The sequence below is a fragment of the Allorhizobium sp. Av2 genome (genome assembly GCF_021462805.2).
In the GTDB taxonomy this organism is placed as follows: domain Bacteria; phylum Pseudomonadota; class Alphaproteobacteria; order Rhizobiales; family Rhizobiaceae; genus Allorhizobium; species Allorhizobium vitis_G.
In genome coordinates this window covers 761,855-785,275 of the sequence record NZ_CP192696.1, presented here as the reverse complement: position 1 = coordinate 785,275, position 23,421 = coordinate 761,855, and the positions used below count along the sequence as shown (strand labels likewise).

Below are 23,421 nucleotides of genomic sequence, written 5' to 3'. Positions count from 1 at the left end.
TGGTCCCCCCGTTCATGCCGTCACCTCAAAGGCAATAGCCCCTGCCGATTCCAGCGCGATGTCGAATTTCAACTCGCCGTCATGCTCGCCGGAATAGTCCAGCGCCGTCACCTGAAACAGGCCGGTCACTGTGCCAAAAGCCGGGATCACCACCTGCCAACTCAACACCGAACCGGCAAAAAACGCCGCCCGGACCAGTTCATCGGAGGACTGGTCCTTGAACAGCCCGGCCCCCGATAGCGAGGCGCGTTTGGCACCGGCACCGGCCAAAAGTTCACGCCAGCGCCCGGCGCTGTCGGCATCGGTCACATCGACGGTTTCGGTATTGAAGGCCAGCTTGCGTGAACGCAGTCCTGCAACGGTTACATAATCGCTGCCGCTGATAATCTTCAGCAGCAGGTCCTTACCCCTCTGGGCCACCATAAAAAATCTCCTTGAAAATAACTAGAAATCCGCAAACCGGCCGCCAACCACGCCAGGGCGACATCCACCCCCTCCCCGTTTTCAGGGGTCTCTCCCACGTGCGGACCCGGCCAAGCCGGCACGACCGCCCGTCCCTTTTTCAGAGAGAAACCCAGGGCGAAGGTAAGGAGACCAAGAGGCCCGCAGGGGAAGCACCAAAACTAGTGTGACCGCGAAAACTCGCGTAAAAAGACAGTAAAGGTTGTCCGCACCGATGCTGCAAACAGATGTAAATGTCTGGACCAGACACAGCCGTGTCTTGAAACTTACACAGATGCGGCACTATGCTGATCTGCCGATTAGGTTGCTTGCATGTCCGCTCTCCCCGCCGATTCTCCCAGTCCCGTTCCCCACAATGCCGCATCGCTGGCGCGCTTGCGGCTGCTGGCCGTGCTATCCATCAGCCAGATTGTCGGCTGGGGCACGAGTTTCGACCTGTTCGGCATTCTCGGTCGCACCATCGCCGCCGATATCGGCATCAGCAACGAGACCGGCTTTCTCGGTGCCACGGTGATGCTGCTGATCATGGGTTTTGCCGGACCGGCCAGCGGCCGCCTGCTGGAAAGGCACGGGGCCGCCAAGGTGATGGCGGCGGGTTCGGTTGTGTTTGCTTTCGGCCTCGCACTGCTCTCGCAGGCGCAAGGCATGGCTTCCTATTTTGCCGCCTGGTTCACCATCGGTATTGCCGGCACCTTGGCGCTGAGCGTTGCCTGCTATACGGCGGTCGTCGAGCGCGAAGGCTCGTCGGCGAAAAGCGTCATCGGCCTGCTGATGATTTTCACCGGGCTGTCGACGGCCATTTTCTGGCCGCTGCTCAGTTGGCTGACTGGCCTGCTGGGCTGGCGCGATACATTGCTGCTTGCCGCTGGCTGCCATCTTCTCATCCTCGTTCCCTTGCATCGCTTCGCCCTGCCACCCATCAAAACCCGGTCGCAAACAGCGCAGGCCGCTGCCGACCGCGAACCAATGCCGCTGACAGCACTCCAACAAAAGCGGGCGATGATCGCACTTGCCATCATCAGCATCGGCTTCAGCAGCGTCACCTTCGGCGTCTCGTCATCGCTGATTGAAATGCTCACACAGGCTGGCGCCACACCGGCGCTGGCGCTGCAACTGGGGTCGCTGCGCTCGGTGCTGGGCATTTCCGCCCGTGCCGCCGATACAATTGCCGGAAAACGCGCCTCGCCCGTCACATCAGGCCTTGTGGCCACCGGCCTGATCGTCATCGGCTTTCTCGCGCTGATATTCGGCCATGGCTCCGTATGGATGCTCGGCCTGTTTATCGGTGCCTATGGCGTCGGCTCCGGCCTGTCGGCCATTTCGCGCACCGTGTTGCCGCTCGGCTTTTTTTCCGTCAGCCGCTACGCCGGGATCTCAGCAAAACTGGCACTGCCCGGCAATATCTCCCAGGCGCTGTCGCCGGTGGTGATCGCTGGTCTGCTGGATCGCGGCGGCCTGCCGCTGCTTCTAACCTTTACCCTCGCCGTCAGCGCTCTGGTGCTGGCAGCACTGATCTTTCTGGCCATGCTTTCGCGCCAGTCAACCATCAAGCGATAACAGCGCGAAATTGCAACTCGGCCAGATAAAGGCCGGTCTTTGCCTCGCGGCGACTGACGGTTTTGATATGGCGCAGCGCGATCAGCCGGGCAGCGACCAGCGGCAGCGCCGCATCCTGCAACACGGCGCGCACCATCGCCGCCAGGCTTTCCGCCTCGCGGCGACTGAGTGACGACCAGGCCTGCAAACTGACCAGCGCTTCAACCAACCCATCATCATCGGTGGAGATATCCGTGACCGTCACCTCGCCCACCATCAGGTAAGGTTGGGCCGAGCGCAGCAGCCGACGATCCTTCATCCCATCGGCACCGATGATCGCCGCAATGCCGGTATCGGCGAGCGCCGCCGCCGTCATTGCGGTGAGCAGGTCATTGACCGGACTGTGCGTGGTCATCGGATGTCTCTCCAATTTTCTCGCCCTTCGGCTCTTCGCTCGCGCTTTGCCTTTTGGCAGCCGCCCGGCTGGCGGCCTCTTCCACCCTGCGCCGCAGCGCAGCGGTAAAATCCGTCACCGCACCCTGCTGCCCGTTTGCTGAAAATTGCAGGCTCATCTCACCTCCTCCTCACAATCCAGCAGCAGAAACCGCTTGGTCTCATCCGGGTCGCGCAGCGCCCGGACCGCGAGAATGCGCGTTCCCTTCACCAGCCGATGGCCGCGCGCCACATCGGTGCGAAAACGAATGGTCACCGTCTGGTTGATGGTGGCGATTTCCGCTTCGCCGCGCTCTTCACGGGTGAAGGATTGCGGCTCGATCAGCGCCCAGAGCGTGGCAATCGCCTGCCAGTTCTGGCTCACCCCGCCCTGACCGTCAGGCTCATTAACTGGCTGTTCCAGCGTGAGGCGCGCCGTCATCCGGCCCGGATCGGGCATGGTGAAGGCACCCATCACAGGCCCCTGCGGGAAAAAGGTGCGATCAGCCGTTCGTAACCAACCGGCAGGGCGGCAGGCTGATCGGCCAGCGCCACTACACCACGAAACGCATGCATGGCCGCAACATGCAGGCTCATCGCGCGGCGCAGCGTATCCGGCACATCGGTGGCGGCAGCACCGAAGCCTGCGGTAAAGTCGATCTCGATGCCGTTGATCGGCCGTCCCGGCAAGGGCCGGTCGCGCAGCCACAGGCGGGCTGGACGCGCCTGTCCATCCAGCAGATGATCTTTCAGTGAAACATGAAGTTCATCGCCGTTTTCATCAAAAACCGTCACGGCATCAATGGTTTGCACCGGACCTTTGGGAAGCTGAATCACTTCGCTCTGCGGCCAGTCATCCAGATAGAGCCGCAGCGATTGGCTCATCAGGCAAAGCCCTGTCTCAGCCTCCAGATGCTGGCGGGCAGCGGTGATCAGGCCGGAGAGAAGATCGTCTTCATCATCGGTATCAATCTTCAACTGCGCCTTCACATCGACAAGGGTCAGCGGCTCCGCTTGCGGCGGAGTGAGGGTGGTGATGGTCATGTGTTGGGGGTCTCCGGAAGGTGAAATGCCCAAAATACAAAGGGCGCTCTCCGTTTACGGGAGCGCCCTTCCTGCCGCAGCCGACAGCTCGTGCAGGAATTCCTGCTGACGTGGCGAAAATGGTGAATTCGAGAACCGGCGCGCAGCGTACTCAAGTACGTGAGCACTGGAAGCGCAGAATTCGCCATTTGCAGCCCGTCAGCGGGTATTCATGCGCGGGCTGTCAAGCGGCAGCAAACTTGATCAGCTTTAGCGCTTCAAAATTCTGCATTCCACCGCCAACCCGCTTGGTGGTGTAGAACAGCACATAGGGCTTGGCCGAATAGGGATCGCGCAGCACCCGCACGCCCATCCGGTCAACCACCAGATACCCGGCCTTGAAATCACCAAAGGCGATGGAAAAGGCGTTGGCGGCGATATCGGGCATGTCCTCGGCCTCGGCAATCGGAAAGCCCATCAGTGAGGCCTCAAGGCCGGGGCCTGCGGGCGGCAGCCAGAGATAATTGCCGTCGGCATCCTTGAACTTGCGGATCTCGCCCTGGGTCTTGCGGTTCATCACAAACGTGCCGTTCTGGCGATGCCCAGCCTTCAACGCATAGATGGTGTCGAGCAGCACATCGGACGGCCCGCTTGCGGCAAAGCCACCGGCAGCGCCGGTCGCCTTGAAGCCGATCTTACCCCAGGCCCAGGCGCTGTCGGCCACCGTCTCATAGGCCAGAAAGCCCTTTGGCTTGTTGACACCATCGCCCGCCACAAAGGCCGCCCCTTCCTGTTCGGCAAAGGCGATGTCCACCTCACCAGCAATCCAGGCCTCGACATCAACAGCCGCATCGTCCAGCAGCGACTGGGTGGCGGCGGGCATGGCGTAAATCTCCATGGTCGGAAAGCTAAGTTCCGTCAGCTGCGGCGTATCGGTCTGGGTGCGGGCCGTGGTTTCGGCCACCCAGCCGGAGGCCATGCCCGTCGGGGCAAACGGCTTTTTCAGCACCGCGCCCGAGACCTGCCGGACGCTGGCCAATTGCCGGATCGGCGAGATGGAGGCCAGCCTGCGGCCAATCTCGCTATCGGTCTCGTCGGTGACCAGATAACCGCCATCCGCATCCGACCCAATCGCCATGGATTTGGCGTCAAGATCGCGCAGCGCCGTCTCATCGCCGCGCCGGATATAGGCCTCGAAAGCCGCCTTGCGCTCCGTCATGTCAAGGCTAGAGGAACCACCGCGATTGCCGTTCGATCCCAGCGCCGGACGCAGATTTTTCAGCGCCAGCTGGTCCAGCAGCCGGGATTGCTCGTCCATCGCCTTGTTGATCCGCTCCACCTTATCGCGGGTGACGACATCGGCGGTCAGCTTCTGCTCGATTTCGCCAAGCCGCTGGTCATTGGCCTGTTTGAAGCCTTCGAAGGCTTCCATGAAATCGTCGAAAGCGGCGGCCATGGTTTCCGGGATCGCCTTGATTTCGGGGGCAGTCATCTGATGATCGCTCATAAATCCATCCTTTATTTGAAATTGCTGTTGGCCATCGTCCGGGCTGCCCGGCGCATCGCCCGGATCAGCTCGGTATCCTTGTCGCGGTAAAACCGCTGATGCTTGACATTGGAAACTCTGGCCGAGGGGGCCATGGGAAAGGTGACGACGGAAATTTCCCAGAGATCGGCCTCCAGAATACGGCGAATGCCGGTCTTGGCGTCCTGACGGGATTTCACCGTCTGGAAACCGATCGACAGCCCGTCCAGCGCGCCCGATTTCATCAGGGCGCGCACCTCCTCGGCACGCTTGACACCGGGGGAAAGCCGTCCCTCGACATAAAGGCCACGCGCGTCTTCCTTCAGCAGCGTCCAGCTGCCAATCGGCTGGTTGGGATCGTGCTGGTACAGCATGCGGATGCCGCCTGCGCCGCGCCCCTGCAAACTGGTGCGGAACGCTCCCGGCTCGATCACATCGCGCCCCAGATCCACCTCGCCGAACACGCTGGCATAGCCGCTGAACGTGCCGTCACCGCTGAGATCCGACAGGGTCAGATCGGCAAATTTGCGCACCAGCTTTCCTGGCCCGCGATAAGCGTGCATGAATTTCTCCTTCAATGGTTTAAATTGTGAGGCTGGCTCAGCCGCCCTTGGAGCCGTATCTGCCCGCCAGTCGCGCCAGCGCGCCCAGCGCCCACCAGGCCGAAAGGCTGGCAAATGTCGCCCCCGCCAGCATGATTTCGGCACCGGACAGGCTTTGCAGAATGTCCAGCTTGCGGGCCAGCCATTGGCCGGTGGCGCCGCCGAAGATCAGCCCGATGGCCAGCCCGGTGAAAAACCGGCTAGCCGCCTCGCGTCGGCCTCTTGGTAGAAGATAGACCAGCGAGATAGCGGACCCCGCCAATGCGCCCGCCAGCCGCGCACCCCATAAGGGCGTGTCGGGTGTAAAATCGGTCATTTTATTAATCTTTTCGTCTTATGATTGTGGAAACGGACACCAATCCGCCCTGATTTATCCGAGCATTCTAATATTTAGAATCGCTTAGGCGCGTCTGCTCGCAAACAGGGTGCGGACGTTGACACTCTGAATCACCCTCCTGCGCAACAGAGTCCGGATCAGGCATCAACCTCTTGAAACTTCCAGGCTTTACGCGTCATACCCAACCGCCTGGCGCTTTTCCTCGTCGGTGAGGAAGCTGGCAGAGCCTACCCGTGACCACAGCGCGTCACGCTCGCTGGACAGGCCCTCGACCTGATCGAGATCAGGCTTCAGGCACAAGACCTCGCCAAACCCATCGGACAGAAACCCCGACAGGCTGGCGGCAGTGCGGCGGATCAGCGGCAGCACCGTCAGCCGGTAGAAGGCGCGGTTGGCCTCCTGATAATTGGCATAGGTATTGTCGCCGGGAATGCCCAGCAGCATTGGCGGCACGCCGAGCGAGAGCGCAATATCGCGGGCCGCGCCATTGCGGGCATCGGTAAAATCCATGTCGCGGGGAGTCAGGCTCATCGCCTTCCAGTCCAGCCCGCCCTCCAGCAGCATCGGGCGGCCTGCCTGCATTGGCCCGGAATAGCCCTGTTCCAGCTCGTCCTTCAGCCGCTGATATTGCTCCGGCGGCAGGTTGCCACCCTCCTTGGGCTGATAGACCAGCGCCCCGGAGGGTCGGGCGGAATTGTCGAGCAACGCCTTGTTCCAGGTCGCGGCGGCATTGTGCAGGTCCAGCGCATTATGGGCGGACGCCAAGGGGGCATAGCCGCTGATGTCATCAAGCGGATGAAACAGCTTGAAATGCAGGATCGGCTGCGGCTCGCCTTCAGCAGCCAAACGCCGCGTCACCCCGGCGGCGCGATAATCATAGGCGACCGGCCAGCCATCGGCCCCCTCGACGACGCTGACCCGGTCGGGCCGCAACAGATGCAGTTCCATCAGCCGCCCGCCAAGCCAGAGCGGCTCCAGATAGGCATTGCCCGATAGCAGCAGATGGCCATAGAGCATTTCGAAAAAATCCGCCCCCGTCGCCCGCCCGTTGGGCCGGGCCAGAAGCGCCAGCGCCGGATGCTCGCTCAACTCCCCGGCCCCGTCCTGCGGCAGGCCCTGATAAAGCAGAAGCGGCACAGCCGCCGCCGCCTCCGACACCAGCCGCACCGCCCGATGCGCCACCGGATTGCCGAGAAAGCCCGCGCGTGACAATGCCGCATAAGACCGCCCCGTGCCTCGCCCCGCACCGGTGGAGAGCAGCATTTCCAACCCCGCCCGGGGTCGTATCGCCGCTTTTGTCTGTGTTGGCGTCGCCGACGACACGGCAGCACGATTGGCCCGCCAAAACGGCAGGCGAAAGGAAGACAGCATGATGTTCTCCTAGAAAATGGGATATTCGCGCCGGAATACATTCGGCAGCTTGGGCGATGAGTGTCAGTCAGGAATACGGCGAACGAATATTGGACGTTCTTTCAGGGCGAGAATGCCGCCCGCATCTTCGTACCGTCCTATAAGATGCTGAAATTCCATTCTTCCCAGGCTAGGGGAGATGCGAGCTTACCGCGATCTCGTTGCCCAGCCTCTCCCCTAGCAGGAGAGGCTGGGCAACGGTGGCCGAAGGCCAGAAATCGATAAAGTCGATTTCAGTGAACGAAGGCCTGAGCGCGACGCCGCGCGAAGGCTCATCAGTATCTTAGCGTTGCTAAGTCATAGATTTTTCAGGTGAGGGGCATGCCCCGAATACCAACGAAGACCGCACTCACCCCAACCCCGCCAAAATCACCCGCCCATACCCGGCCACCAAGTCGGCCCGGTCCTGCCCGTTGACAATGCGCCGCGCGCCGACCCAATCGCTTGCCGTGGCGGTAAACACATCGCCAAGCCTAACGCCCGAAAACAACCCCTCGCGCATACCGACCACCAGAATATCCGCCGCGGTCGCCAGATGCAGGGCGCGGGCCGGATCGGCGACAAGATCGACGCCCAACGCCGCCGACAGCGCCTGATAATTGCGCTGATGAGTGAGTTGCACAAAGCCTCGGCCAAACCAGCTGCGCCCGGCCTCGTCCAGCCGCCAATAAGGCGCGGTCACCTGCGGCAAACGGCCCGCCGCATAGGCGCGTTCCAGCCGGTCGATAGCCTCGGCATCGGTTTTCGCCAGCGTTTCCCGCAGGGGCTGAAAGCGACCCACCGTTTCATGAAAGGCGGTGGCCAGCACATAGGCGATATGGCGATGGTCGGTCAGACCATGGCGCGCGCAGCCCGCCAGGATGGCGTTGATGCCCTGTACCTGAGCCGTGCCAAGCCGCCCGCCACATAAGTCACCGCGGATCACGTTGAAGAGCCATTGCAAAGCCGTGCTGTTCATAAACTGTCAATTCCCCTTAAAATGGCAGGGTCCAACTGAACGCGGTGAGATTGAACCCAAAAAATGCTGGGATTTAAATCGGTTAAACGAAATTCAATCGGTTCAGGACCTATCACGTGATATTTACAAATATTTAAGCTTGTGGAACTTTCCACTCCACCGCTGGTTATGAGCGGCACAGAGCAACAAGCCCTGCCGCGCCATGACGGGCGCCGGGCGGTTAACACAGGAGACATGTGATGGACGCCAAGAGCAGCAGCCAGATCAGCAAGACGATCGCAGAGGCCAGCCGGACCATTCCTGCCCATATCGTTGAACGCCTTGAATCCGAATGGCGCCAGATGCGCCAGCCTGCGCCCCAGCCTACCCCCGCTACCAAGTAATTACAGCGTGCGAATGCGCGGCTCGCCCGCGCCTTCCAGCAAAAGCGCGGTCAAGGCCCAGACCAGCGCATCGAGCCGGTCCGGTGATCGGCCACTCGACAAGCCCTCCGGGCCGAAATCACACATTTGATCTTCCAGATCGGTAAAACGGGCCGCGTGAAAAACGCGGCCTTGTTCATATAAAGCGGCCACCGGCTCGGCCCGCAGAAACTTGCCGCGGGTTGCCCGCACCATGCGCACCGGCAGATTGGCATCGACGCTTTTCAACAGCGCGCCGACCATTTCGCCGCCCTGATTGACCTCCGCTACCACCCGGTCCGCTTCAAACCGGCGAAACGCCCGCACCACGGCGGTCGCCCAGCTGGCGGGGCTTTCTCCCGTGACCGAACAATCAGCCAGCACCACCGCCCGGCCCAGACGGTCGAGACCGGCAACAACGATACCGCAGACAGATTGCGCCCCTGCCCCGGACGGCGGATCAACGCCGACGACGATCCGATGCAGCGGTTCGCTGAGCCTGACCGTCAATTGCTCCAGCCGGTCGCGCCGCCAGAGCGCATCCTCCCGGTCCTCAATCAGCTCGCCATTCAATTCCTGACGGCCCAGCCGCGTACCGCCGTAGCGGGCCTGCAAGGCCTCGATAAAGCCGGGAGCAAGATTACCGGCATTGCCAAAGGTGGAAAGCCGGGTCAGCCTTGTGCCGGGGTCCGCCAGCAATCGTTTGAGGATCGGCACCGGGCGCGGCGTGGTTGTTATCACCTGGCGTGGATCATCCCCCAGCCGCAGAGAAAATTGCAGCATGTCGAAGGTCTCCTCGGCATGTTTCCATTTGGCGATCTCATCGCACCAGGCATAGTGGAACTGCGGACCGCGCAGGCTTTCCGGGTCTTCGGCGGAAAACATCTGCGCCACCGCCCCATTCGGCCAGACCAGCCGACGCCGGGAAATTTCCACCTCCGGGCGTTTGTGGCGGGCTATACGGGCAATGCCGGACAAACCATCCACCATCACCTCACGGGCATCGCCCAGGGTTTCGCCCACCAGCGCAATCCGCACAGCGGATTTTTCGCCAGCCGAGGCGATCTCATGCACCCATTCGGCTCCGGCACGGGTCTTGCCGGAACCGCGTCCGCCCATCAGCAACCAGTTACGCCATGCCCCCTCGGGCGGCGCTTGCAATGGGTGCCGCAGCAAGGCCCAGTTGCGCGCCAGCCGTTGCAAGACCGCAAGCTCCAGCCCCTGCATCATATCAACGCCGTTATTTCCATCCGCCTGACCAGCCAGAACCGGAGAATTATGGCCCTGTCGCGCGCTGATCGCCTGCGCCAGCAGCGATCCTTCATCCCCCAGTGCCGAAACCGTATCGTGCAGGTTTTGCATCTCCCGGCGCAGGGCGGATAAACCATTGTTTTCGATCTGCGATGCCGCCAGAAGGGCCGCAACCGATATGCCCGCCGACAGCCGATCCGAACGTCCTGTCACCTGCGGCCCTCACGCTGTTGTCTGAATTGGCTGGTCGCTTGTCGCGCCCGGGGGGCCAGTTGCAGCAAGACTTTCAGCTTTCCACCGCTCAAACAGCAGGCCCGCCTTGGCCTCCGCCTGGGTTTCCACCAGCGCCAACAGCCGCGCCTGGGCGGCATCCAGGGTCTCCGTCTCACCCGCCCGCTCCTCCTCGGCCTCGCGGTCGCGGGCCAGTTGGCGTTGCAGCGCATCGATTTTTTCCAGCGTGCGGACAATCACCGACATCGCTTCGGTCGCCGCCTTCAGATCAGCACGGGCGAGCTTTGCCGCCGCCTCATCGCCCCCCTCCATCAGCGCCGCCGCCCCTTCGCGCAACAGCCGGAATTGCTCGAACTGCGCCGACATTTCCCGCGTCAGCTCATTGAGCAGCCCGGCATAATGATCGCTCAAAGTAGCGAGATCGGCAGCCTTGATTTCAAGCCGGTCACGCGCCAACAGCCAACCCTCTTGGTGTCGCAGGAGGGTCGGGGCAGGCAAAGGCCAACAGCCGTAAAGCGAGATATCGAAATCATCCATGACCAATGTCCTCCCGGCAGGCGAGGCTCCCATCACGATGGATGGGCAAGCCGCCAGAACCAGAGTTGAAGCGCTGTAATGATATGAAAGAGAGCGTAAAACCGAACCGGAAGAGCCGAAGCCGCAGATTTCCGACCGTAAACAAAACCTATCAAAACACCGTCACGGTGTCAATGACTATTTTCCTATTTAGGTTTTTTTTCTTATTTTTAATTGCGACAAAGACAACCTCCTTCCACAATCGGAGGCTCACTTAACGCATAACCAACATATGAGAAAAGAGTGGTGAGACAATATCCGGTTCAATTTCACAATTGCCGGTTCTAATACCAAGCGTCACTGAAAATGACGCTTGGTATTCCCTTTGCAAATATCTCAAGCACCTGATGCATTGGAGATATTTGCAATGCCTTCAAGGCGAGGATGCGTGAGCATGTCAGAGACTTGGTATAACACCGTGCATTTAGTACAATGCCAAAGCACACTGTAACTCTTTAAAACTACTGTGTTTATAGACTCAGGCGGTTGAATCCGCGCCTCATGAAGACATCACGAACGGCACAACAGAGACGTACACGTCTGCCTGGTTCAGCATACAGCTGACTGAGGTCTTGATTGACGGCCGGTCTTTCGACCGGCCGCCCGCCCCATTCCCCCGCCCCCAGGGTTCAGGTGCGTCCGACGACGAGCTATATTGCCCGCATGAGTTCTACCGCTAGCCAAACACACAGCGGCAGATATAAAAACACGTGGCCGTGGCGGATGACGCTTTCGCCTGATCGGATATGCCGAGGCTCAGGCCTCTTCCATTTCCACTGTGCAGCTATTGTCGTTGGAAGAACCACCGCCCAGCTTTTCCAGGATCGGGCAATCCGGGCGCTCACCCTGCTCGCAGTGATCGACCAGGTTTTTCAGCGTGTCGACCATGGCCTGCATGGCTTCCATCTTGTCTTCGAGTTCGCGCAGGTGGTTCATGGCCACCTGGCGCACATCGTCGTTTTTGCGGCCAGAGTCGCTCCACAGCGCCAGCAACCGCTCCGTTTCCTCCAGGGAAAACCCGAGGGTCCGCGCCCGCCGCACAAAGCGCAGACGGTGGACTTCATTTTCGCCATAGACCCGATAATTGCTTGAGGTGCGCCGTGCCGGAAGAACCAGCCCGATTTCCTCATAGTAGCGGATCATCTTCGCAGAAACGCCGGAGGCTGCGGCGGCTTCTCCGATATTCATGAGCTTGTCCTTCCTGGTTGCAAGCAAAAATAGTAAACTATCCAGCTTGCGCCGTTTTTTAAAATTGCATTCCAGCTTTTAACTATCAATATCGGCAGAAGTAAATAACCAAAAAAAGTTACATTGGATGCACACATTTTTACGTGAGCGACAGCAAGAGCGCGAATTATCCAATCCGAATTGCCATTCACTCCTTATCCACACAATTTCATGGAAAGCGTATCGTACTCCGATACACTTGCGTGTCGGAACGATACAGGAAGTACGATCGGCAAATTCGATATCACGATAGTACAGCTAGCGATGCACGAAATCGCTATATAGCGTAACCACAACCTATGGTGCAATAGTTATAAGGTACAAGGGTGCAAAAATCCACGCTGTACACCCGGCCTGAAGGATCGGCGGAACAGAGGTGTTAGGAGGGCAATATTTCAGAAAAATCGAAATCATCGCGATAGAGATCGAAACTCGCCCTGATCCGATCCTTGACACGCTGAGGCAATTGGCTGCCCCGACCGCTGACACCCTTGTTGAACCGGGCATGACCCGCCTCTATCGTCTCGGAAAACACCTCGGACAGCTTTGCGGAATCGACGAATTCCGGCCCGACAAAGGCGGCGATCCTCTCGGCCAGACGCTGCTTGTTGCCGAGAAAATCCTCCTCGTAGGAGACCCAGAGCGGCTTGACCAGACCAAGCGCTTCGCAGCGTTTCCAGCTCATGAAAAATTGCAGATACCAGGCACATTGGCGATCCACCAGGATCAGATAGCGCGTCTCATCGTCCAGCTCACAATAATTGGATGGCAGGCCATCGCTGAAATAGATCGCATCCTTGTCACGGGTCGCCGCCCATTCCTGGTGCTGTTTGCGCATCATGTCATCCAGACTGACCAGGCTATCATAGACATTGCGGTAGGTTACGATCGGGCGGATATTGTAAAGCTCAAGCTGCTGGCAAAGATAGGGCGTACAGCGCAAATGATGCTGCGCCACATAGCCAAGGCCATTATTGCCGTATTGGATCAACGCCAATTCGTCCGTTTCCTGCTCACGCAGGGTAATACCCATGGAAAAAGGCGTTTGCGGCGACAAGGCGGAGGACATCAGCACCGCCATCGGCACATTCAATACTTTCATCAAGCTCTGCCCGATGAAGGTCGAAGCCGATTTCGGCAGGCACGCCACCAGAACATTCGGCTGACGCGCGCGCGAGGCCGTCAGCCGTGCCCGCATCAGAGCCTCGCCAAGTTCCGGCACAGAAATCGCCAGACTGTCGGCTGCGGCATCGCTCATCTTCGGCACATAGAAAGGATGCGCCAACGAAAACACGCCCGAAATCGCAAAAGCATCGGCGGGATCGGTCCGCCGGAGAAACTCATCGAATTTCCGTGATACCCATTCCGCATCAGGCACCGGAGCCGCTTCACGGACAAAGCTTTTGACAAACGACCAGTCAAGTCTCGACATAGGCTCTCCATTGCACCGAAACGGTTTCAATCGAGATGAAATTATAGTGTAAAACTTGTACGAGACTTACCCTAAGGATAAACTTGCAGGCGATTGTCAGGGCGCGTCCCCGGCCACCGTCAATGGCCAGTCACAAAGACAATCCTCGACAGGCACTTTCTCTTCGCTGACCGTGCGTCCCCGGGCGGAAATCCCGGCCTGATGGACGGTTTCGCGGTCGCCAGAAATCAGCGGATGCCACCAGTAAAGGCCGCGGCCCTCATGGACGAGGTTGCAGGCTCCTGCCTGGCGCAAGCTTCCTCAGTCAGCTTTACGCCACAACGTTTTTGCCCCTTGCGAATAACCCTTTGGCACAGACACACCCCGGTGCACCGACGCATTAACTTCGGTCATGCTCTCATGCACCAAGCTTTTGTTTATGCGTCGATATCTCCAATTCGGCTAAAGCCTCCGTTTGGATAGACTCAGCAGGATAAGGACAGGTTGCAGCATGGAACATGCGGTCGGCATCCGGACGAATGACAAGCCAGGCTCGAACCTGGAAGACACGCTGGGCCAGACGCTAGCAGACATATCCACCCTGGCGCCGCGCGAAGCGCTAAGCCTGGGAATGGACTATCTATCCTCCGTGCCGCCAAACCGGGCTCTGGAAGTCGCCGCGGCCCTTTGCCATGCCAATCCGTTCTTTCTGCCCGCGGTAAGCGATGACGACGCCCAGGGTCTGAAGCTGTCGACTTCCCAACTTGCCGAATTGACATTTCGGGCGAGATTGACGGCAAGCCGGGCCAGACAGCCGAATGTTCTGGTGGCCTGCGCGCCCAAATCGGCCTCGACTTTTATTTCGATGGCGTTGGTGCAGGCACTGGATATCCCCCTGGCCAACCTGGCACTTCCCAGCTTCACACCCGGCAGCGGCTCTGCACTGGGAGGCAATCTGCGCTCGCAGGAAACCGATGAGCTTGCACTTATGCGGCATGGATTGAACGGCTGTGGCTATGTCGCCCAGCATCATATTCGATGCACGCCCTATCTGGCCCGCCAGATGACGCTTTACAACATCCGCCCTATCGTCACTGTCCGTAATTTCTTCGACACGCTGATCAGCCTCGATGATATGTTCCAATCCTGGCGCGCTTCCAATCGTCCGGTCGACACCATTTTTTTTGATGACGGCCTGCCAAGCAATTACCACCACCTGCCCTTCGAGGAGCGGCTTGAGATGCTGGTTGCGGCTCAAGCGGTCTGGTATGCGCAGTTTCTGCTGAGTTGGCAGCGATGCGAAATGCTCAATCTGGTCAAGCCGCTATGGGTTTGCTACGAAACGGACTTCCTCGGTGACAAGGCGGTTCTGGCCGATCGGATTGCCACCTTCACCGGAGCGGACAGCCAGGCGGCTCAGAAAATCACTGAGGCGCTGGCCGACAAGCGTGACGGTGAACGCAAGCGGATCAATCAGGGCATCGCGGGCCGCGGAGCCGAGGTGCCGGAAAATATTCGTCGGCAAGCCATGGCCATTTTCGACCGCTATGCCGTCAATGGCGACCTGACACTTCTGACGGGACCGGTGGCAGCCAAGACGGCAGCCTAGGTTGCTAGTGGTCTTCAAGGTTTTTGACAGCTGCTCTTGAGGGTGCTGCGAACGGTAGAAAATGTCAAAATAATACCACGAGAGCATCAATCCAAACGAAAGCTTCAGCCGAGTTTGGAAAAAAGTCCGTCTGCTTCTGCCGTCATTTCATGTCCCTATTGGCCGTCAGATTCTTCGGCCTGCAAGAGCACCGTCATCGGCCAGTCGCAGAGATAATCCTCGTACTCCTCGATAGAAACATGCTCTTCGCTGACCGTGCGACCACGGGCGGAAATCCCGGCCTGATGGACGGTTTCAGGATTGCCCGAGACCAGCGGGTGCCACCAGTAAAGGTCGCGGCCCTCATGCACCAGCCGGTAGCCGCAACTGGGCGGCAGCCAGGCGATGTCCTCGACCTGATCCGGCGTCAGCTGGATGCAATCGGGCACGGCGGCCTGCCGGTTGGGATAGTCCTTGCACCGACAGCTTTCCCCATCCAGCAGACGACAGGCGACGGAGGTGAAGACCACCTCACCGCTTTCCCAGTCCTCCAGCTTGTTGAGACAGCACAGGCCACAGCCATCGCAGAGGGATTCCCACTCCACAGTGTTCATCTCATCAAGGCGCTTGGTCTTCCAATAGGGTTCGCTGGTCATCATGCCCTTGGCCATCGGTCGGATGCGAGCACCCAATCCGCGGCAATCTTATAGATTCGTTAAAAGTTAAGTCGCATATGATCCATTGGCTGGGATATATCGCGATCAACGCAGACATGGGCGCAAGCTTGGCGCCTGTCAAGCGTTGCATGTGAAGCGTTGCATATGCCTACAGCATCCCCGGCACTCTCCGCCTGTGATATTGTAGCAGATCATCTTAAGGCTCGGCCCCGGAACCGCCATGCAGAAGAAAAAGCGGCATATCTTTCTCAAACTCGACGCCTGGCTGGATTCCACCCTGTGGAATACCGGCTTTCAGGCCGCCGAATTCTGGGAGGAAACCACGATCTTCTTTCGCCGGTTTCGCATGCGCGGCTGGAAGAAATGGCTGTTCGAGGCGCTGGGCGAAGCCATGACCCTGGGCACCGCCGGTGCCGTCGTCATGCTGGCGCTGGCCATGCCCGCCTTTCAGGAAACGGTCAAGGATTGGCGCAATCGCGGCGATTTCGCCGTGACCTTTCTGGATCGCTACGGCAATGTCATCGGCCATCGCGGCATTATCCATGAAAATTCCGTGCCCTTCGAAGACCTGCCCGACAATCTGATCAAGGCGGTGCTGGCCACCGAAGACCGGCGGTTTTTCGACCATTTCGGCATCGATTTCATTGGCCTTGGCCGGGCACTCAGCGAAAACGCCCGAGCTGGCGGCGTGGTGCAGGGCGGCTCGACGCTGACCCAGCAGCTCGCCAAGAACCTGTTTCTCACCAATGAGCGCTCCATCGAGCGCAAGATCAAGGAAGCCTTCCTGTCGCTATGGCTGGAGGCCAATCTGTCGAAGCAGGAAATCCTGTCACTCTATCTCGACCGCGCCTATATGGGCGGCGGTACATTCGGGGCGGCGGCGGCCTCGCAATTCTACTTCGGCAAAAGCGTGCGCGACGTCAATCTGGCCGAAGCCGCCATGCTGGCGGGTCTGTTCAAGGCCCCGGCCAAATATGCGCCGCATGTCAACCTGCCCGCCGCCCGTGGCCGCGCCAATGAAGTGTTGAGCAATCTGGTACAAAGCGGCTTCATGAGCGAGGGACAGGTGATTGCCGCCCGGCGCAATCCGGCCACCGTCGTCGATCGGGCCGAGCGCGAGGCGCCGGACTTTTTCCTCGACTGGGCGTTTGACGAGGTGCAACGCATCGCCTCCCGCTTCCCTGAACATTCACTGATCGTGCGCACCACCATCGATCCCGGCCTGCAAAAAGTCGCCGAAACCGCTGTCAGCAATACGCTGCGCGAATATGGCGAACAGTATAATGTCAAGCAAGCGGCCCTCGTGACGCTGGAAAACGGCGGCGCGGTGCGCGCCATGGTCGGCGGGCGCGATTACGGCGAAAGCCAGTTCAACCGCGCCACGCGCGGCCTGCGCCAACCCGGCTCCTCCTTCAAAATCTATACCTATGCGGTAGCGATGGAAGCGGGCCTGACCCCGGAGACCACCATTGTCGATGGTCCGGTCAATTGGGGCAATTGGAGCCCGCATAATTACGGCAACAGCTATGCCGGGCGCATCACGCTGACGACGGCGCTGGCCAAATCGATCAACACCGTGCCGGTGCGGCTGGTCAAGGACCGGCTGGGCGTTGATTCCGTCATCCGCATGGCGAAGGCCATGGGCGTGGAAACGCCGATCCGCAAAGATGTCACCATTCCGCTCGGCACCTCGGAAGTGACCGTCATGGACCAGGCGACAGCCTATGCCGTGCTGCCATCGGGTGGCCTGCAATCACGCCGCCACGGCATTGTCGATGTCAGAGACTATCGCGGCCATGTGCTCTACGATTTCGACCGCGACGAACCGGCCCCACGCCGGGTGCTGACCGAGCAGGCCGATAACTACATGAACCAGATGCTGACCAAGGTCCCCTATATCGGCACGGGCCGCAAAGCCGCCCTGGACGGCATTCTGACCGCTGGCAAGAGCGGCACGACGCAAGCCTATCGCGATGCCTGGTTCGTCGGCTTTACCGGCAATTTCACAACCGCCGTCTGGTTCGGCAATGATGACTATACTTCAACCAACAACATGACCGGCGGCTCACTTCCGGCCATGACCTTCAAGACCATCATGGACTACGCCCACCAGGGCGTCGCCGTCCGGCCAATTCCAGGCGTGCTGGAACCGGCAACCATTGCCGTAAAAGCCCCAGCCCCGGCCAAGGGCGAACCAAAGGGCGCAGCATCCGCCCCCACCCCGCCCGAATTCGTCCGCCCCCGGACACTGTCGGTGGAAACCACCGCCCTGCTCCGCCAGATCGGCACGATGCTCACAGAGGCCGAGCCGCTGGCACCGGCACTGAGGGCGGCGCTGGATTGAACAAAGGGTTTGTCATGGGGCCGAGCGAAGCGCGCGCCATTTCCCTGCCCTGAATTGAGTGCTACCGCTTCTCCAACAATCAACAGGGTTCGAATCAGCGCGTGTTCCGGGTTCCGCTTCTTGTCGCCATTGCGCTTGCCATTGCCTTCGGGCTTGGCATCCAGTCCACGCTGATGGCACTGAATGCCACGGTGGGCTTTGGCGAAATTGAGATTGATGGCTGGCGGGCGTTTCCGCAGGCGCAGACCGCCGATGCCGATCCTTATGCGCGCTCACACCGGGCCAAGGCCGGGCGGTTGTTGCTGGGCAGCGCCGAAGGGCTGAGTTTTATTGCCACCACAGATATGAGCGGACGTAAGCTGAATACACGCTGCCGCTACCGGCTGGCGGGTACGGTGCCGATGGCCCGCTACTGGACGCTCTCAGCCAGCCGCCCGGATGGAACGCCCCTGCCCGTATCGCCCGACCTGCCGGGGGCGCTGAATTCCGTCACGACGCTGAAAAATCGTGATGCCAGCATGGAGATCACCATCGGTTCGCAAGCAGCACCCGGCAATTGGCTGGCCATTCCCGCAGGAAGCGAAGATCTGATGCTCAACCTCACTCTGCTGGACACGCCGGTCGCGGGCAATTCGGGTCTGGTGAAACTGACCATGCCGCATGTCGAACAGATCGGATGCGGCGATGCGTAAGCTGATCTACGCCTTTCTTGTCGGCCTGGTCGGGGCCGTGGTTTTGCATATCGTCATCATCCTGGCATTACCGCATTTCACCGGCAAGGACGCCTATACCCGCGTGACCATGGAAGGCCCGCTGTTCAAATTCTATAGTCTCGACAGTCGGGCGGACCGGGCGGGGCTTGCCAATGGCGATCCCTTCCTCAAACTCGCCGCCTGCGCTTTCGATGTCAGTGAGGCGCCGGTGCATCTGACAGCAGAGGGCAGCGTTCCCTTTTGGTCCGTGGGTATTTTCGACCGTAATGCCAATGAAGTCTACAGTATGAACGACGCTACATCCGTGGAGGGCAAGCTTGACATTATTGTCGCCACCCCGGCCCAACTCGCCCGGCTGCGCGCCACGGCACCCGATGCGCTGGCCCAGACCATATTGGTGGAAATGCCGGAAACCCAAGGCTATGCCGTGTTGCGCACCCTTGTGCCTCAAGCCAGCTTCGCGCCCGATGCACAGGCTTTTCTTACAAACTCTGGTTGTGATCAGACAGCCATAGATCCATAAAGTATTTTTGCAGTCGCACAAATAGCTAAAACACTTTGGCGCGCACGTTTGCTTTAGAACATTCAATTAAGTCTAAAATTTTCTTTTTTCCAAGCGATAAAAAATTAAAATATTCGATTATTTTGTTTTTTCGACTTAAAATCTGATAATGTTATTCAGTAAATTGACTGGCATTGCTTCAGAAAGACATGTTTGCTAAACATAGCAATATTAATATGTGAGATTGCTATGCCGGAAACTATCATAGATTGCATTTATGAAGCGGCCGCTGAACCGGCTGCCTGGGAAAATGCGCTGGACCGCTTGGCGCATCTTGTCGGCGCGGAAGGCGCCCTGCTTGTCAATATCTCCGACGAGCTCATGCCCTTGATCACGACGCCAGGTGTGCGCGAGCTTTATTCTGATTTTTTCAAACAGGGCTGGACCGCCGACAATATCCGCACCAAAGCGCTGCTGAGTGCCAGCAAGTCGAAATTCATCAGCGATGTCGATCAGTTTTCACAAGAACAGATGCGTGATGAGCCACTTTATCGGGATTTTCTCTGGCCGCGCGGCTTCGGCTTTGCCGCAGGCGTCAGCTTCGATCTTCCCCAGGAGAAAACCATTGCCATCTCGATTGAACGAAAGCGTGATAGCGGTCCCATCGAAGAAAAACATCTTGATCTTCTCAACAGCGTTGGCCGGGACCTGCGTCGCAGCCTAATCCTTGCCTCCCAGCTTGAATTCAAGGCGGTCGATAACAGTCTGCGGGCATTGCAGCTGGCGCGGCTCCCAACTGCCGCTCTTACCGCCAAAGGCAAGATCCTGGGTTGCAATACGGTGTTTGAGGCAGCCAATCCAAGATACGCCATTTCGGCCTTCGACCAGTTGCGCTTTCTCCATCCCGCAGCACAGGCAAGTTTTGAAGCCAGTCTTGCCGCGGGTATGGCAGATGGCGCCAGCCGGGACGAGATGCAGGGCGCTCAATTCGCCTGCCCCGGCCAGCCGGGCCTGCCGCCGGCGGTCGTCTATCTCATTCCCGCCGCCCGGTTGAATGTCGGATTGTTCAGCCCGGTCAGCTTTTTCATCATTCTGGTCCCCCTCAGCCGTAGCAATGGCCTGACCTCGGAGATGATCCAGTCCCTGATGAATTTAACGCGCGCCGAGGCGCGGTTGACGAAACTGCTTCTTGATGGAGAGCCTCTGCGCGATGCCGCCCAGGCCCTTGGGATTCAGCTGGAAACCGCCAGAAGCCAGATAAAAACCGTACTGGCCAAAACCGATATGGCCCGGCAAACCGACCTTATTGCCGCTCTGACTTCGCTTCATTCACTGGAAGCGGATTGAGGGTCGTTACATCCTACTTTGTACGGCTTCGACACTGGAAACCGCTTTAAAAGGACGTCGGCACTTTGTCATTCTGATTCCGCATCACCAATGCCCGGAAAAGCCCCTTCATACCTGCACACCTCACAGGCATAGACCAGTCTCAGGCATTGTCCGCCCTCTCGGCAAGCGTCAGGTCGCGACCTGCGCACTGGTCCTTTTGTGCACGACCATCACGGGAGGCTTGACTGTTTTGAAGCGTGGCAAGGCGCGCCTTCACCCGACGCATGACAAGATAGACAATCGCGATGAAATAAACGCTTTGAAGAATAATTGCCGCAACAACCGTCCTGATGATTGTGGCCGCGATGAGCCCTGTCGATTGGTAATTATAGATGGCAAAACCCAGCAAGACGACACCCATTCCTGCAAACACCCGTGGCGCATACATCATGCTGTCACGATCGGGCGTGCCCGCCAAATCCTCGTCGTAGGCTTCCTGTCGATTGTTTCGAGACAATTCTGTCTTCTTCTGGTCCAGCTGTTCCGCGTGACTATATCCAAGCGCAGACTCTGTATCTTTATGCATCAAACGCCCCACTTGAAATAATGTTGCTTATTCCTAACAACGTTTATCAACCATTTTTGGGTGCTTTAAACATCCCCCAAATGGGGTAGGCGGAATTATTACTCAAATATCACAATCGTATACAAAACAATCTTTGGTAGAATTGCAAAATAAAATACATATTTTAAATTTGCGGATCATACTTAAACAAAGCAGATATAGGTATCTCTGGGAAACTATGGTTGCACAACTATTGCGTATTCCCTTAAAGCGCGTCCGTTCCAAAAAAGAAAATTACCCAACAGAATTGGCGGTATTAGTGCATCTCCTGCACAGTGGTTAACGTGAAGGATGCCATAGAGCATTCCGGTGAATGCCTGGAAAAACGGCCCGGATTTCCTGATTGCCACTGAACGCTTCATAAAAAAGCAACCGGGCTCAGCCAATGACATTCACCCCATGTGATTGCCTCAATGGTCGCAATAGCCAACGGCCAATTGATCTCACTCCACGCAGTGGAAGAGCCGCATCACGGTAACACAGGCCTAATACCAAGCCTCGAAGATGATCACGCATCCTCGACTTGAAAATATCTCAAATGCATCAGAGGCTTGAGATATTTTCAAAAGGAATACGAAGAGTCATTTCCAGCGAATCCTCGTATTACCCCTCATAGGGATGCATGTCCTGCACTGGACGCTTGCCGGTGAGCGAGGCGGCGCCGATCAGCAGGGGGTCGGCGCGGGTATAGCGCACGCCAGTAAACAGCAGGATACGGGCCTGTGTCGGTGCGGGGGTACGGTTGACGGGCTTTTGATCCAGCCGGTCTTTCAGTTTCACGATGTCAGCCATGCTCGTCTCCATTTGGGGTAGATGAGACGGATGAAGAGATCGATTTCATCCTGCCCCGGCAAAGGGGCCAGCACATCCAGCCTTGCCGTTTTGGGCAGCAAAGACAGGCATTCTGCGCTTTTCTCCAGACATGAGGGGTAAACAGCCATCCTCATGAAAAGTTGCTTTTATACTGAATAGGTTCCCGTTTTGCCGGGAACCCTTGCTGACATTTCCGAGTAAAAGCGATGACACTGCAACGCTCACGCAAGGATATGCTGCTTTATCAAAGTTTCCTTATTAAACACTGTCGATGGTTAACAGCTTGCTAACGATTACCGTCTATTTTGACCGAATTGGTATTGCGTTGGGACGGGTAATGTCGTGGATCATCAATTTCGGGCGTTGGAAAATCCGAGGATCGGCCGCAAGAAGGACGTGGTTTTAATGGCCACCGTTTCCAGTTTCGAAAGCCTCGAACATCCCCGCAAGGCCGATCTCCGGCAGTTTGCCCTGCTGTTCCAGCCCCTGTTTCAATACTCCTCCGAAGAGGCCCGGCGCGATGCCGTGGCGGCGCTGTCCCAATCGCCCAATGTGCCGGAAGCCGTCGCATTTTTCATCGCCAGCCAGCCGCTCGCCATTGCCGCGCCATTCCTGATCGCCTCGCCCTGTCTGTCGGATGAACTACTCATCACCATCGCCCGCACCCAGGGCATACACCACGCCCGCACCATCGTGCGCCGCGAGGCTTTGTCGCCCGCCGTCATCGATGCACTGGCAGGCCTGCGCTTCATCGACCCATTGCCCGAGCATGCCCAGCACGTGGACAACGAGGATATTGTCCAGGACATGATGGAAGCACCGCCCCGCCCCATTCGCCTGAGGTCGGATGCCGCTGCCGAGCCCGAAAACGTGCCCGCTATAGACCCTGAGGATGCCGTGGAAAATCAGGGGGTAACGCAGGAACCAGATCAACTCCGTGTAGAGAAACAGAAACAAGATCTGACAAGGGCACAACGCGAGGAAGCCTTGCGCCAGACCTTGAAGGCGCTGGATCGTCACCTTCATCGCCAGGATCGTGATCGCCTGGGTCGGCGCAATCTCAGCTCCGTGCAGGCTGCCCTGCTGGTGCGTTTTGCCCGTGAAAACGCACCAGGCAGTTTTGCCACGGCCTTGGCCGATGCCCTGTCTTCAAGTCGATGGCTGGCCGAGCGTATCCTGCTCGATACCTCCGGCCAGCAGCTGGCCACGACGCTGACCGGCCTTGCCATGGCCATTCCCGACATGATTTTCATACTGACCCGCCTCTATCCGCATCTCAGCCAATTGCAGCAGGGCGAACCGCGCGTCGCCAGACTGATCGCCGCCCTCGACGGCAGGGACTGCGAAAAGCGCATCGATGCCTGGCTCAGGGCCGACCGCTATACCTATCAGAGCGGTCAGAGCGACATCCAGCCAGCGGCGGTGTCGGCTTCCCGTTGAAACTTTAT

The 23,421-nt window shown here is 58.6% G+C and carries 25 protein-coding genes and 1 pseudogene; 8 read left to right on the top strand and 18 right to left on the bottom strand.

The annotated features are described in order from the left end of the window. Positions 1-12: 12 nt before the first annotated feature. Positions 13-423 carry a phage major tail protein, TP901-1 family gene (locus FS819_RS03760; RefSeq protein WP_070149403.1) on the bottom strand — a complete coding sequence of 137 codons (411 nt, stop codon included), beginning with the start codon at positions 421-423 and terminating at the stop codon, positions 13-15. 351 nt (positions 424-774) lie between these two features. On the opposite strand from FS819_RS03760, the gene FS819_RS03755 reads away from it, so the two are divergent. Beyond that, positions 775-2,019 carry an MFS transporter gene (locus FS819_RS03755; RefSeq protein WP_156550535.1) on the top strand — a complete coding sequence of 415 codons (1,245 nt, stop codon included), beginning with the start codon at positions 775-777 and terminating at the stop codon, positions 2,017-2,019. Here the strand turns inward: FS819_RS03755 and FS819_RS03750 are convergent. From FS819_RS03750 to FS819_RS03710, 9 genes are all read right to left on the bottom strand, one after another. Next, positions 2,009-2,413, bottom strand: a complete 405-nt coding sequence (locus tag FS819_RS03750; protein WP_156550534.1) for a DUF3168 domain-containing protein — start codon at positions 2,411-2,413, stop codon at positions 2,009-2,011. The two genes, FS819_RS03755 and FS819_RS03750, sit on opposite strands and share 11 nt — an antisense overlap. Next, positions 2,388-2,570 carry a hypothetical protein gene (locus FS819_RS03745; protein WP_060715971.1) on the bottom strand — a complete coding sequence of 61 codons (183 nt, stop codon included), beginning with the start codon at positions 2,568-2,570 and terminating at the stop codon, positions 2,388-2,390. Before FS819_RS03745 ends, FS819_RS03750 begins: the two co-directional genes overlap by 26 nt. Then, on the bottom strand, positions 2,567-2,905 hold the full coding sequence (locus FS819_RS03740; protein WP_234624873.1) for a phage head closure protein: 339 nt from the start codon (positions 2,903-2,905) through the stop codon (positions 2,567-2,569). Before FS819_RS03740 ends, FS819_RS03745 begins: the two co-directional genes overlap by 4 nt. Then, positions 2,905-3,474: a head-tail connector protein gene (locus tag FS819_RS03735; RefSeq protein WP_156550533.1), complete on the bottom strand. Its 570-nt coding sequence runs from the start codon at positions 3,472-3,474 to the stop codon at positions 2,905-2,907. The genes FS819_RS03740 and FS819_RS03735 overlap by 1 nt, the downstream gene beginning before the upstream one ends. 223 nt (positions 3,475-3,697) lie before the next feature. Next, positions 3,698-4,960 carry a phage major capsid protein gene (locus tag FS819_RS03730; protein WP_156550532.1) on the bottom strand — a complete coding sequence of 421 codons (1,263 nt, stop codon included), beginning with the start codon at positions 4,958-4,960 and terminating at the stop codon, positions 3,698-3,700. Between the two features lie 11 nt (positions 4,961-4,971). Further along, the gene (locus FS819_RS03725) at positions 4,972-5,541 is read right to left on the bottom strand and encodes an HK97 family phage prohead protease (protein ID WP_071204575.1); all 570 of its coding nucleotides are present in this window, start codon (positions 5,539-5,541) and stop codon (positions 4,972-4,974) included. A gap of 37 nt (positions 5,542-5,578) precedes the next feature. Beyond that, complete coding sequence (locus FS819_RS03720) at positions 5,579-5,896, bottom strand: DUF6107 family protein (RefSeq protein WP_156550531.1); 318 nt, start codon at positions 5,894-5,896, stop codon at positions 5,579-5,581. Positions 5,897-6,085: 189 nt separating this feature from the next. Beyond that, positions 6,086-7,288 carry a phage portal protein gene (locus FS819_RS03715; RefSeq protein ID WP_156550530.1) on the bottom strand — a complete coding sequence of 401 codons (1,203 nt, stop codon included), beginning with the start codon at positions 7,286-7,288 and terminating at the stop codon, positions 6,086-6,088. Positions 7,289-7,676: 388 nt separating this feature from the next. Next, positions 7,677-8,285: a glycoside hydrolase family 19 protein gene (locus FS819_RS03710; protein ID WP_156550529.1), complete on the bottom strand. Its 609-nt coding sequence runs from the start codon at positions 8,283-8,285 to the stop codon at positions 7,677-7,679. Between the two features lie 239 nt (positions 8,286-8,524). Here FS819_RS03710 and FS819_RS03705 point away from each other — a divergent pair, with 239 nt between their 5' ends. After that, entirely contained in the window at positions 8,525-8,668 is a 144-nt protein-coding gene (locus FS819_RS03705; RefSeq protein WP_174082350.1) for a hypothetical protein, read from the top strand. On the opposite strand, the gene FS819_RS03700 is transcribed toward FS819_RS03705, so the two are convergent. The 5 genes and pseudogenes from FS819_RS03700 to FS819_RS03680 form a co-directional block, all read right to left on the bottom strand. Then, the gene (locus tag FS819_RS03700; protein WP_457548373.1) at positions 8,669-9,916 is read right to left on the bottom strand and encodes a DNA-packaging protein; all 1,248 of its coding nucleotides are present in this window, start codon (positions 9,914-9,916) and stop codon (positions 8,669-8,671) included. Positions 9,917-10,159: 243 nt separating this feature from the next. Beyond that, positions 10,160-10,705 (bottom strand): hypothetical protein, encoded by a 546-nt coding sequence (locus FS819_RS03695; RefSeq protein ID WP_234624872.1) that lies wholly within the window; start codon positions 10,703-10,705, stop codon positions 10,160-10,162. 795 nt (positions 10,706-11,500) lie between these two features. After that, entirely contained in the window at positions 11,501-11,932 is a 432-nt protein-coding gene (gene cueR / locus FS819_RS03690) for a Cu(I)-responsive transcriptional regulator (protein ID WP_156550528.1), read from the bottom strand. 418 nt (positions 11,933-12,350) lie between these two features. Beyond that, the gene (locus FS819_RS03685; RefSeq protein ID WP_156550527.1) at positions 12,351-13,403 is read right to left on the bottom strand and encodes a hypothetical protein; all 1,053 of its coding nucleotides are present in this window, start codon (positions 13,401-13,403) and stop codon (positions 12,351-12,353) included. 96 nt (positions 13,404-13,499) lie between these two features. Continuing rightward, positions 13,500-13,673 (bottom strand): annotated as a pseudogene (locus FS819_RS03680) (YcgN family cysteine cluster protein); the annotation flags it as partial. 220 nt (positions 13,674-13,893) lie between these two features. On the opposite strand from FS819_RS03680, the gene FS819_RS03675 reads away from it, so the two are divergent. Then, complete coding sequence (locus tag FS819_RS03675; protein WP_156550525.1) at positions 13,894-14,991, top strand: hypothetical protein; 1,098 nt, start codon at positions 13,894-13,896, stop codon at positions 14,989-14,991. A 155-nt stretch (positions 14,992-15,146) separates the two neighbouring features. Here FS819_RS03675 and FS819_RS03670 read toward each other — a convergent pair whose 3' ends face one another. Beyond that, the gene (locus FS819_RS03670; RefSeq protein WP_156550624.1) at positions 15,147-15,626 is read right to left on the bottom strand and encodes a YcgN family cysteine cluster protein; all 480 of its coding nucleotides are present in this window, start codon (positions 15,624-15,626) and stop codon (positions 15,147-15,149) included. Between the two features lie 241 nt (positions 15,627-15,867). Between FS819_RS03670 and FS819_RS03665 the strand changes: the two genes are divergently transcribed. The 4 genes from FS819_RS03665 (at position 15,868) to FS819_RS03650 (ending at position 20,553) form a co-directional block, all read left to right on the top strand. Continuing rightward, on the top strand, positions 15,868-17,991 hold the full coding sequence (locus tag FS819_RS03665) for a transglycosylase domain-containing protein (RefSeq protein ID WP_156550524.1): 2,124 nt from the start codon (positions 15,868-15,870) through the stop codon (positions 17,989-17,991). 101 nt (positions 17,992-18,092) lie between these two features. Continuing rightward, positions 18,093-18,683, top strand: a complete 591-nt coding sequence (locus tag FS819_RS03660; RefSeq protein WP_234624871.1) for a DUF1214 domain-containing protein — start codon at positions 18,093-18,095, stop codon at positions 18,681-18,683. Next, positions 18,676-19,227, top strand: a complete 552-nt coding sequence (locus FS819_RS03655; RefSeq protein ID WP_156550623.1) for a DUF1254 domain-containing protein — start codon at positions 18,676-18,678, stop codon at positions 19,225-19,227. Before FS819_RS03660 ends, FS819_RS03655 begins: the two co-directional genes overlap by 8 nt. A gap of 228 nt (positions 19,228-19,455) precedes the next feature. Then, complete coding sequence (locus tag FS819_RS03650; RefSeq protein WP_156550523.1) at positions 19,456-20,553, top strand: helix-turn-helix transcriptional regulator; 1,098 nt, start codon at positions 19,456-19,458, stop codon at positions 20,551-20,553. Between the two features lie 142 nt (positions 20,554-20,695). Here FS819_RS03650 and FS819_RS03645 read toward each other — a convergent pair whose 3' ends face one another. Both FS819_RS03645 and FS819_RS03640 read right to left on the bottom strand, forming a co-directional pair. Then, positions 20,696-21,121 carry an exopolysaccharide production repressor protein gene (locus FS819_RS03645; RefSeq protein WP_156550522.1) on the bottom strand — a complete coding sequence of 142 codons (426 nt, stop codon included), beginning with the start codon at positions 21,119-21,121 and terminating at the stop codon, positions 20,696-20,698. A 642-nt stretch (positions 21,122-21,763) separates the two neighbouring features. Further along, entirely contained in the window at positions 21,764-21,952 is a 189-nt protein-coding gene (locus FS819_RS03640; protein WP_197434224.1) for a hypothetical protein, read from the bottom strand. A 363-nt stretch (positions 21,953-22,315) separates the two neighbouring features. Here FS819_RS03640 and FS819_RS03635 point away from each other — a divergent pair, with 363 nt between their 5' ends. Beyond that, entirely contained in the window at positions 22,316-23,413 is a 1,098-nt protein-coding gene (locus tag FS819_RS03635; protein WP_234624870.1) for a DUF2336 domain-containing protein, read from the top strand. Positions 23,414-23,421: the final 8 nt, after the last annotated feature.

Bases quoted from the DNA above. Each gene is read 5' to 3' on its own strand.
- FS819_RS03760 (WP_070149403.1), bottom strand. From the start codon at position 423: ATGGTGGCCCAGAGGGGTAAGGACCTGCTGCTGAAGATTATCAGCGGC.
- FS819_RS03755 (WP_156550535.1), top strand. From the start codon at position 775: ATGTCCGCTCTCCCCGCCGATTCTCCCAGTCCCGTTCCCCACAATGCC.
- FS819_RS03750 (WP_156550534.1), bottom strand. From the start codon at position 2,413: ATGACCACGCACAGTCCGGTCAATGACCTGCTCACCGCAATGACGGCG.
- FS819_RS03745 (WP_060715971.1), bottom strand. From the start codon at position 2,570: ATGAGCCTGCAATTTTCAGCAAACGGGCAGCAGGGTGCGGTGACGGAT.
- FS819_RS03740 (WP_234624873.1), bottom strand. From the start codon at position 2,905: ATGGGTGCCTTCACCATGCCCGATCCGGGCCGGATGACGGCGCGCCTC.
- FS819_RS03735 (WP_156550533.1), bottom strand. From the start codon at position 3,474: ATGACCATCACCACCCTCACTCCGCCGCAAGCGGAGCCGCTGACCCTT.
- FS819_RS03730 (WP_156550532.1), bottom strand. From the start codon at position 4,960: ATGAGCGATCATCAGATGACTGCCCCCGAAATCAAGGCGATCCCGGAA.
- FS819_RS03725 (WP_071204575.1), bottom strand. From the start codon at position 5,541: ATGCACGCTTATCGCGGGCCAGGAAAGCTGGTGCGCAAATTTGCCGAT.
- FS819_RS03720 (WP_156550531.1), bottom strand. From the start codon at position 5,896: ATGACCGATTTTACACCCGACACGCCCTTATGGGGTGCGCGGCTGGCG.
- FS819_RS03715 (WP_156550530.1), bottom strand. From the start codon at position 7,288: ATGCTGTCTTCCTTTCGCCTGCCGTTTTGGCGGGCCAATCGTGCTGCC.
- FS819_RS03710 (WP_156550529.1), bottom strand. From the start codon at position 8,285: ATGAACAGCACGGCTTTGCAATGGCTCTTCAACGTGATCCGCGGTGAC.
- FS819_RS03705 (WP_174082350.1), top strand. From the start codon at position 8,525: ATGGACGCCAAGAGCAGCAGCCAGATCAGCAAGACGATCGCAGAGGCC.
- FS819_RS03700 (WP_457548373.1), bottom strand. From the start codon at position 9,916: ATGATGCAGGGGCTGGAGCTTGCGGTCTTGCAACGGCTGGCGCGCAAC.
- FS819_RS03695 (WP_234624872.1), bottom strand. From the start codon at position 10,705: ATGGATGATTTCGATATCTCGCTTTACGGCTGTTGGCCTTTGCCTGCC.
- cueR (WP_156550528.1), bottom strand. From the start codon at position 11,932: ATGAATATCGGAGAAGCCGCCGCAGCCTCCGGCGTTTCTGCGAAGATG.
- FS819_RS03685 (WP_156550527.1), bottom strand. From the start codon at position 13,403: ATGTCGAGACTTGACTGGTCGTTTGTCAAAAGCTTTGTCCGTGAAGCG.
- FS819_RS03675 (WP_156550525.1), top strand. From the start codon at position 13,894: ATGGAACATGCGGTCGGCATCCGGACGAATGACAAGCCAGGCTCGAAC.
- FS819_RS03670 (WP_156550624.1), bottom strand. From the start codon at position 15,626: ATGACCAGCGAACCCTATTGGAAGACCAAGCGCCTTGATGAGATGAAC.
- FS819_RS03665 (WP_156550524.1), top strand. From the start codon at position 15,868: ATGCAGAAGAAAAAGCGGCATATCTTTCTCAAACTCGACGCCTGGCTG.
- FS819_RS03655 (WP_156550623.1), top strand. From the start codon at position 18,676: ATGCGTAAGCTGATCTACGCCTTTCTTGTCGGCCTGGTCGGGGCCGTG.
- FS819_RS03650 (WP_156550523.1), top strand. From the start codon at position 19,456: ATGCCGGAAACTATCATAGATTGCATTTATGAAGCGGCCGCTGAACCG.
- FS819_RS03645 (WP_156550522.1), bottom strand. From the start codon at position 21,121: ATGCATAAAGATACAGAGTCTGCGCTTGGATATAGTCACGCGGAACAG.
- FS819_RS03640 (WP_197434224.1), bottom strand. From the start codon at position 21,952: ATGGCTGACATCGTGAAACTGAAAGACCGGCTGGATCAAAAGCCCGTC.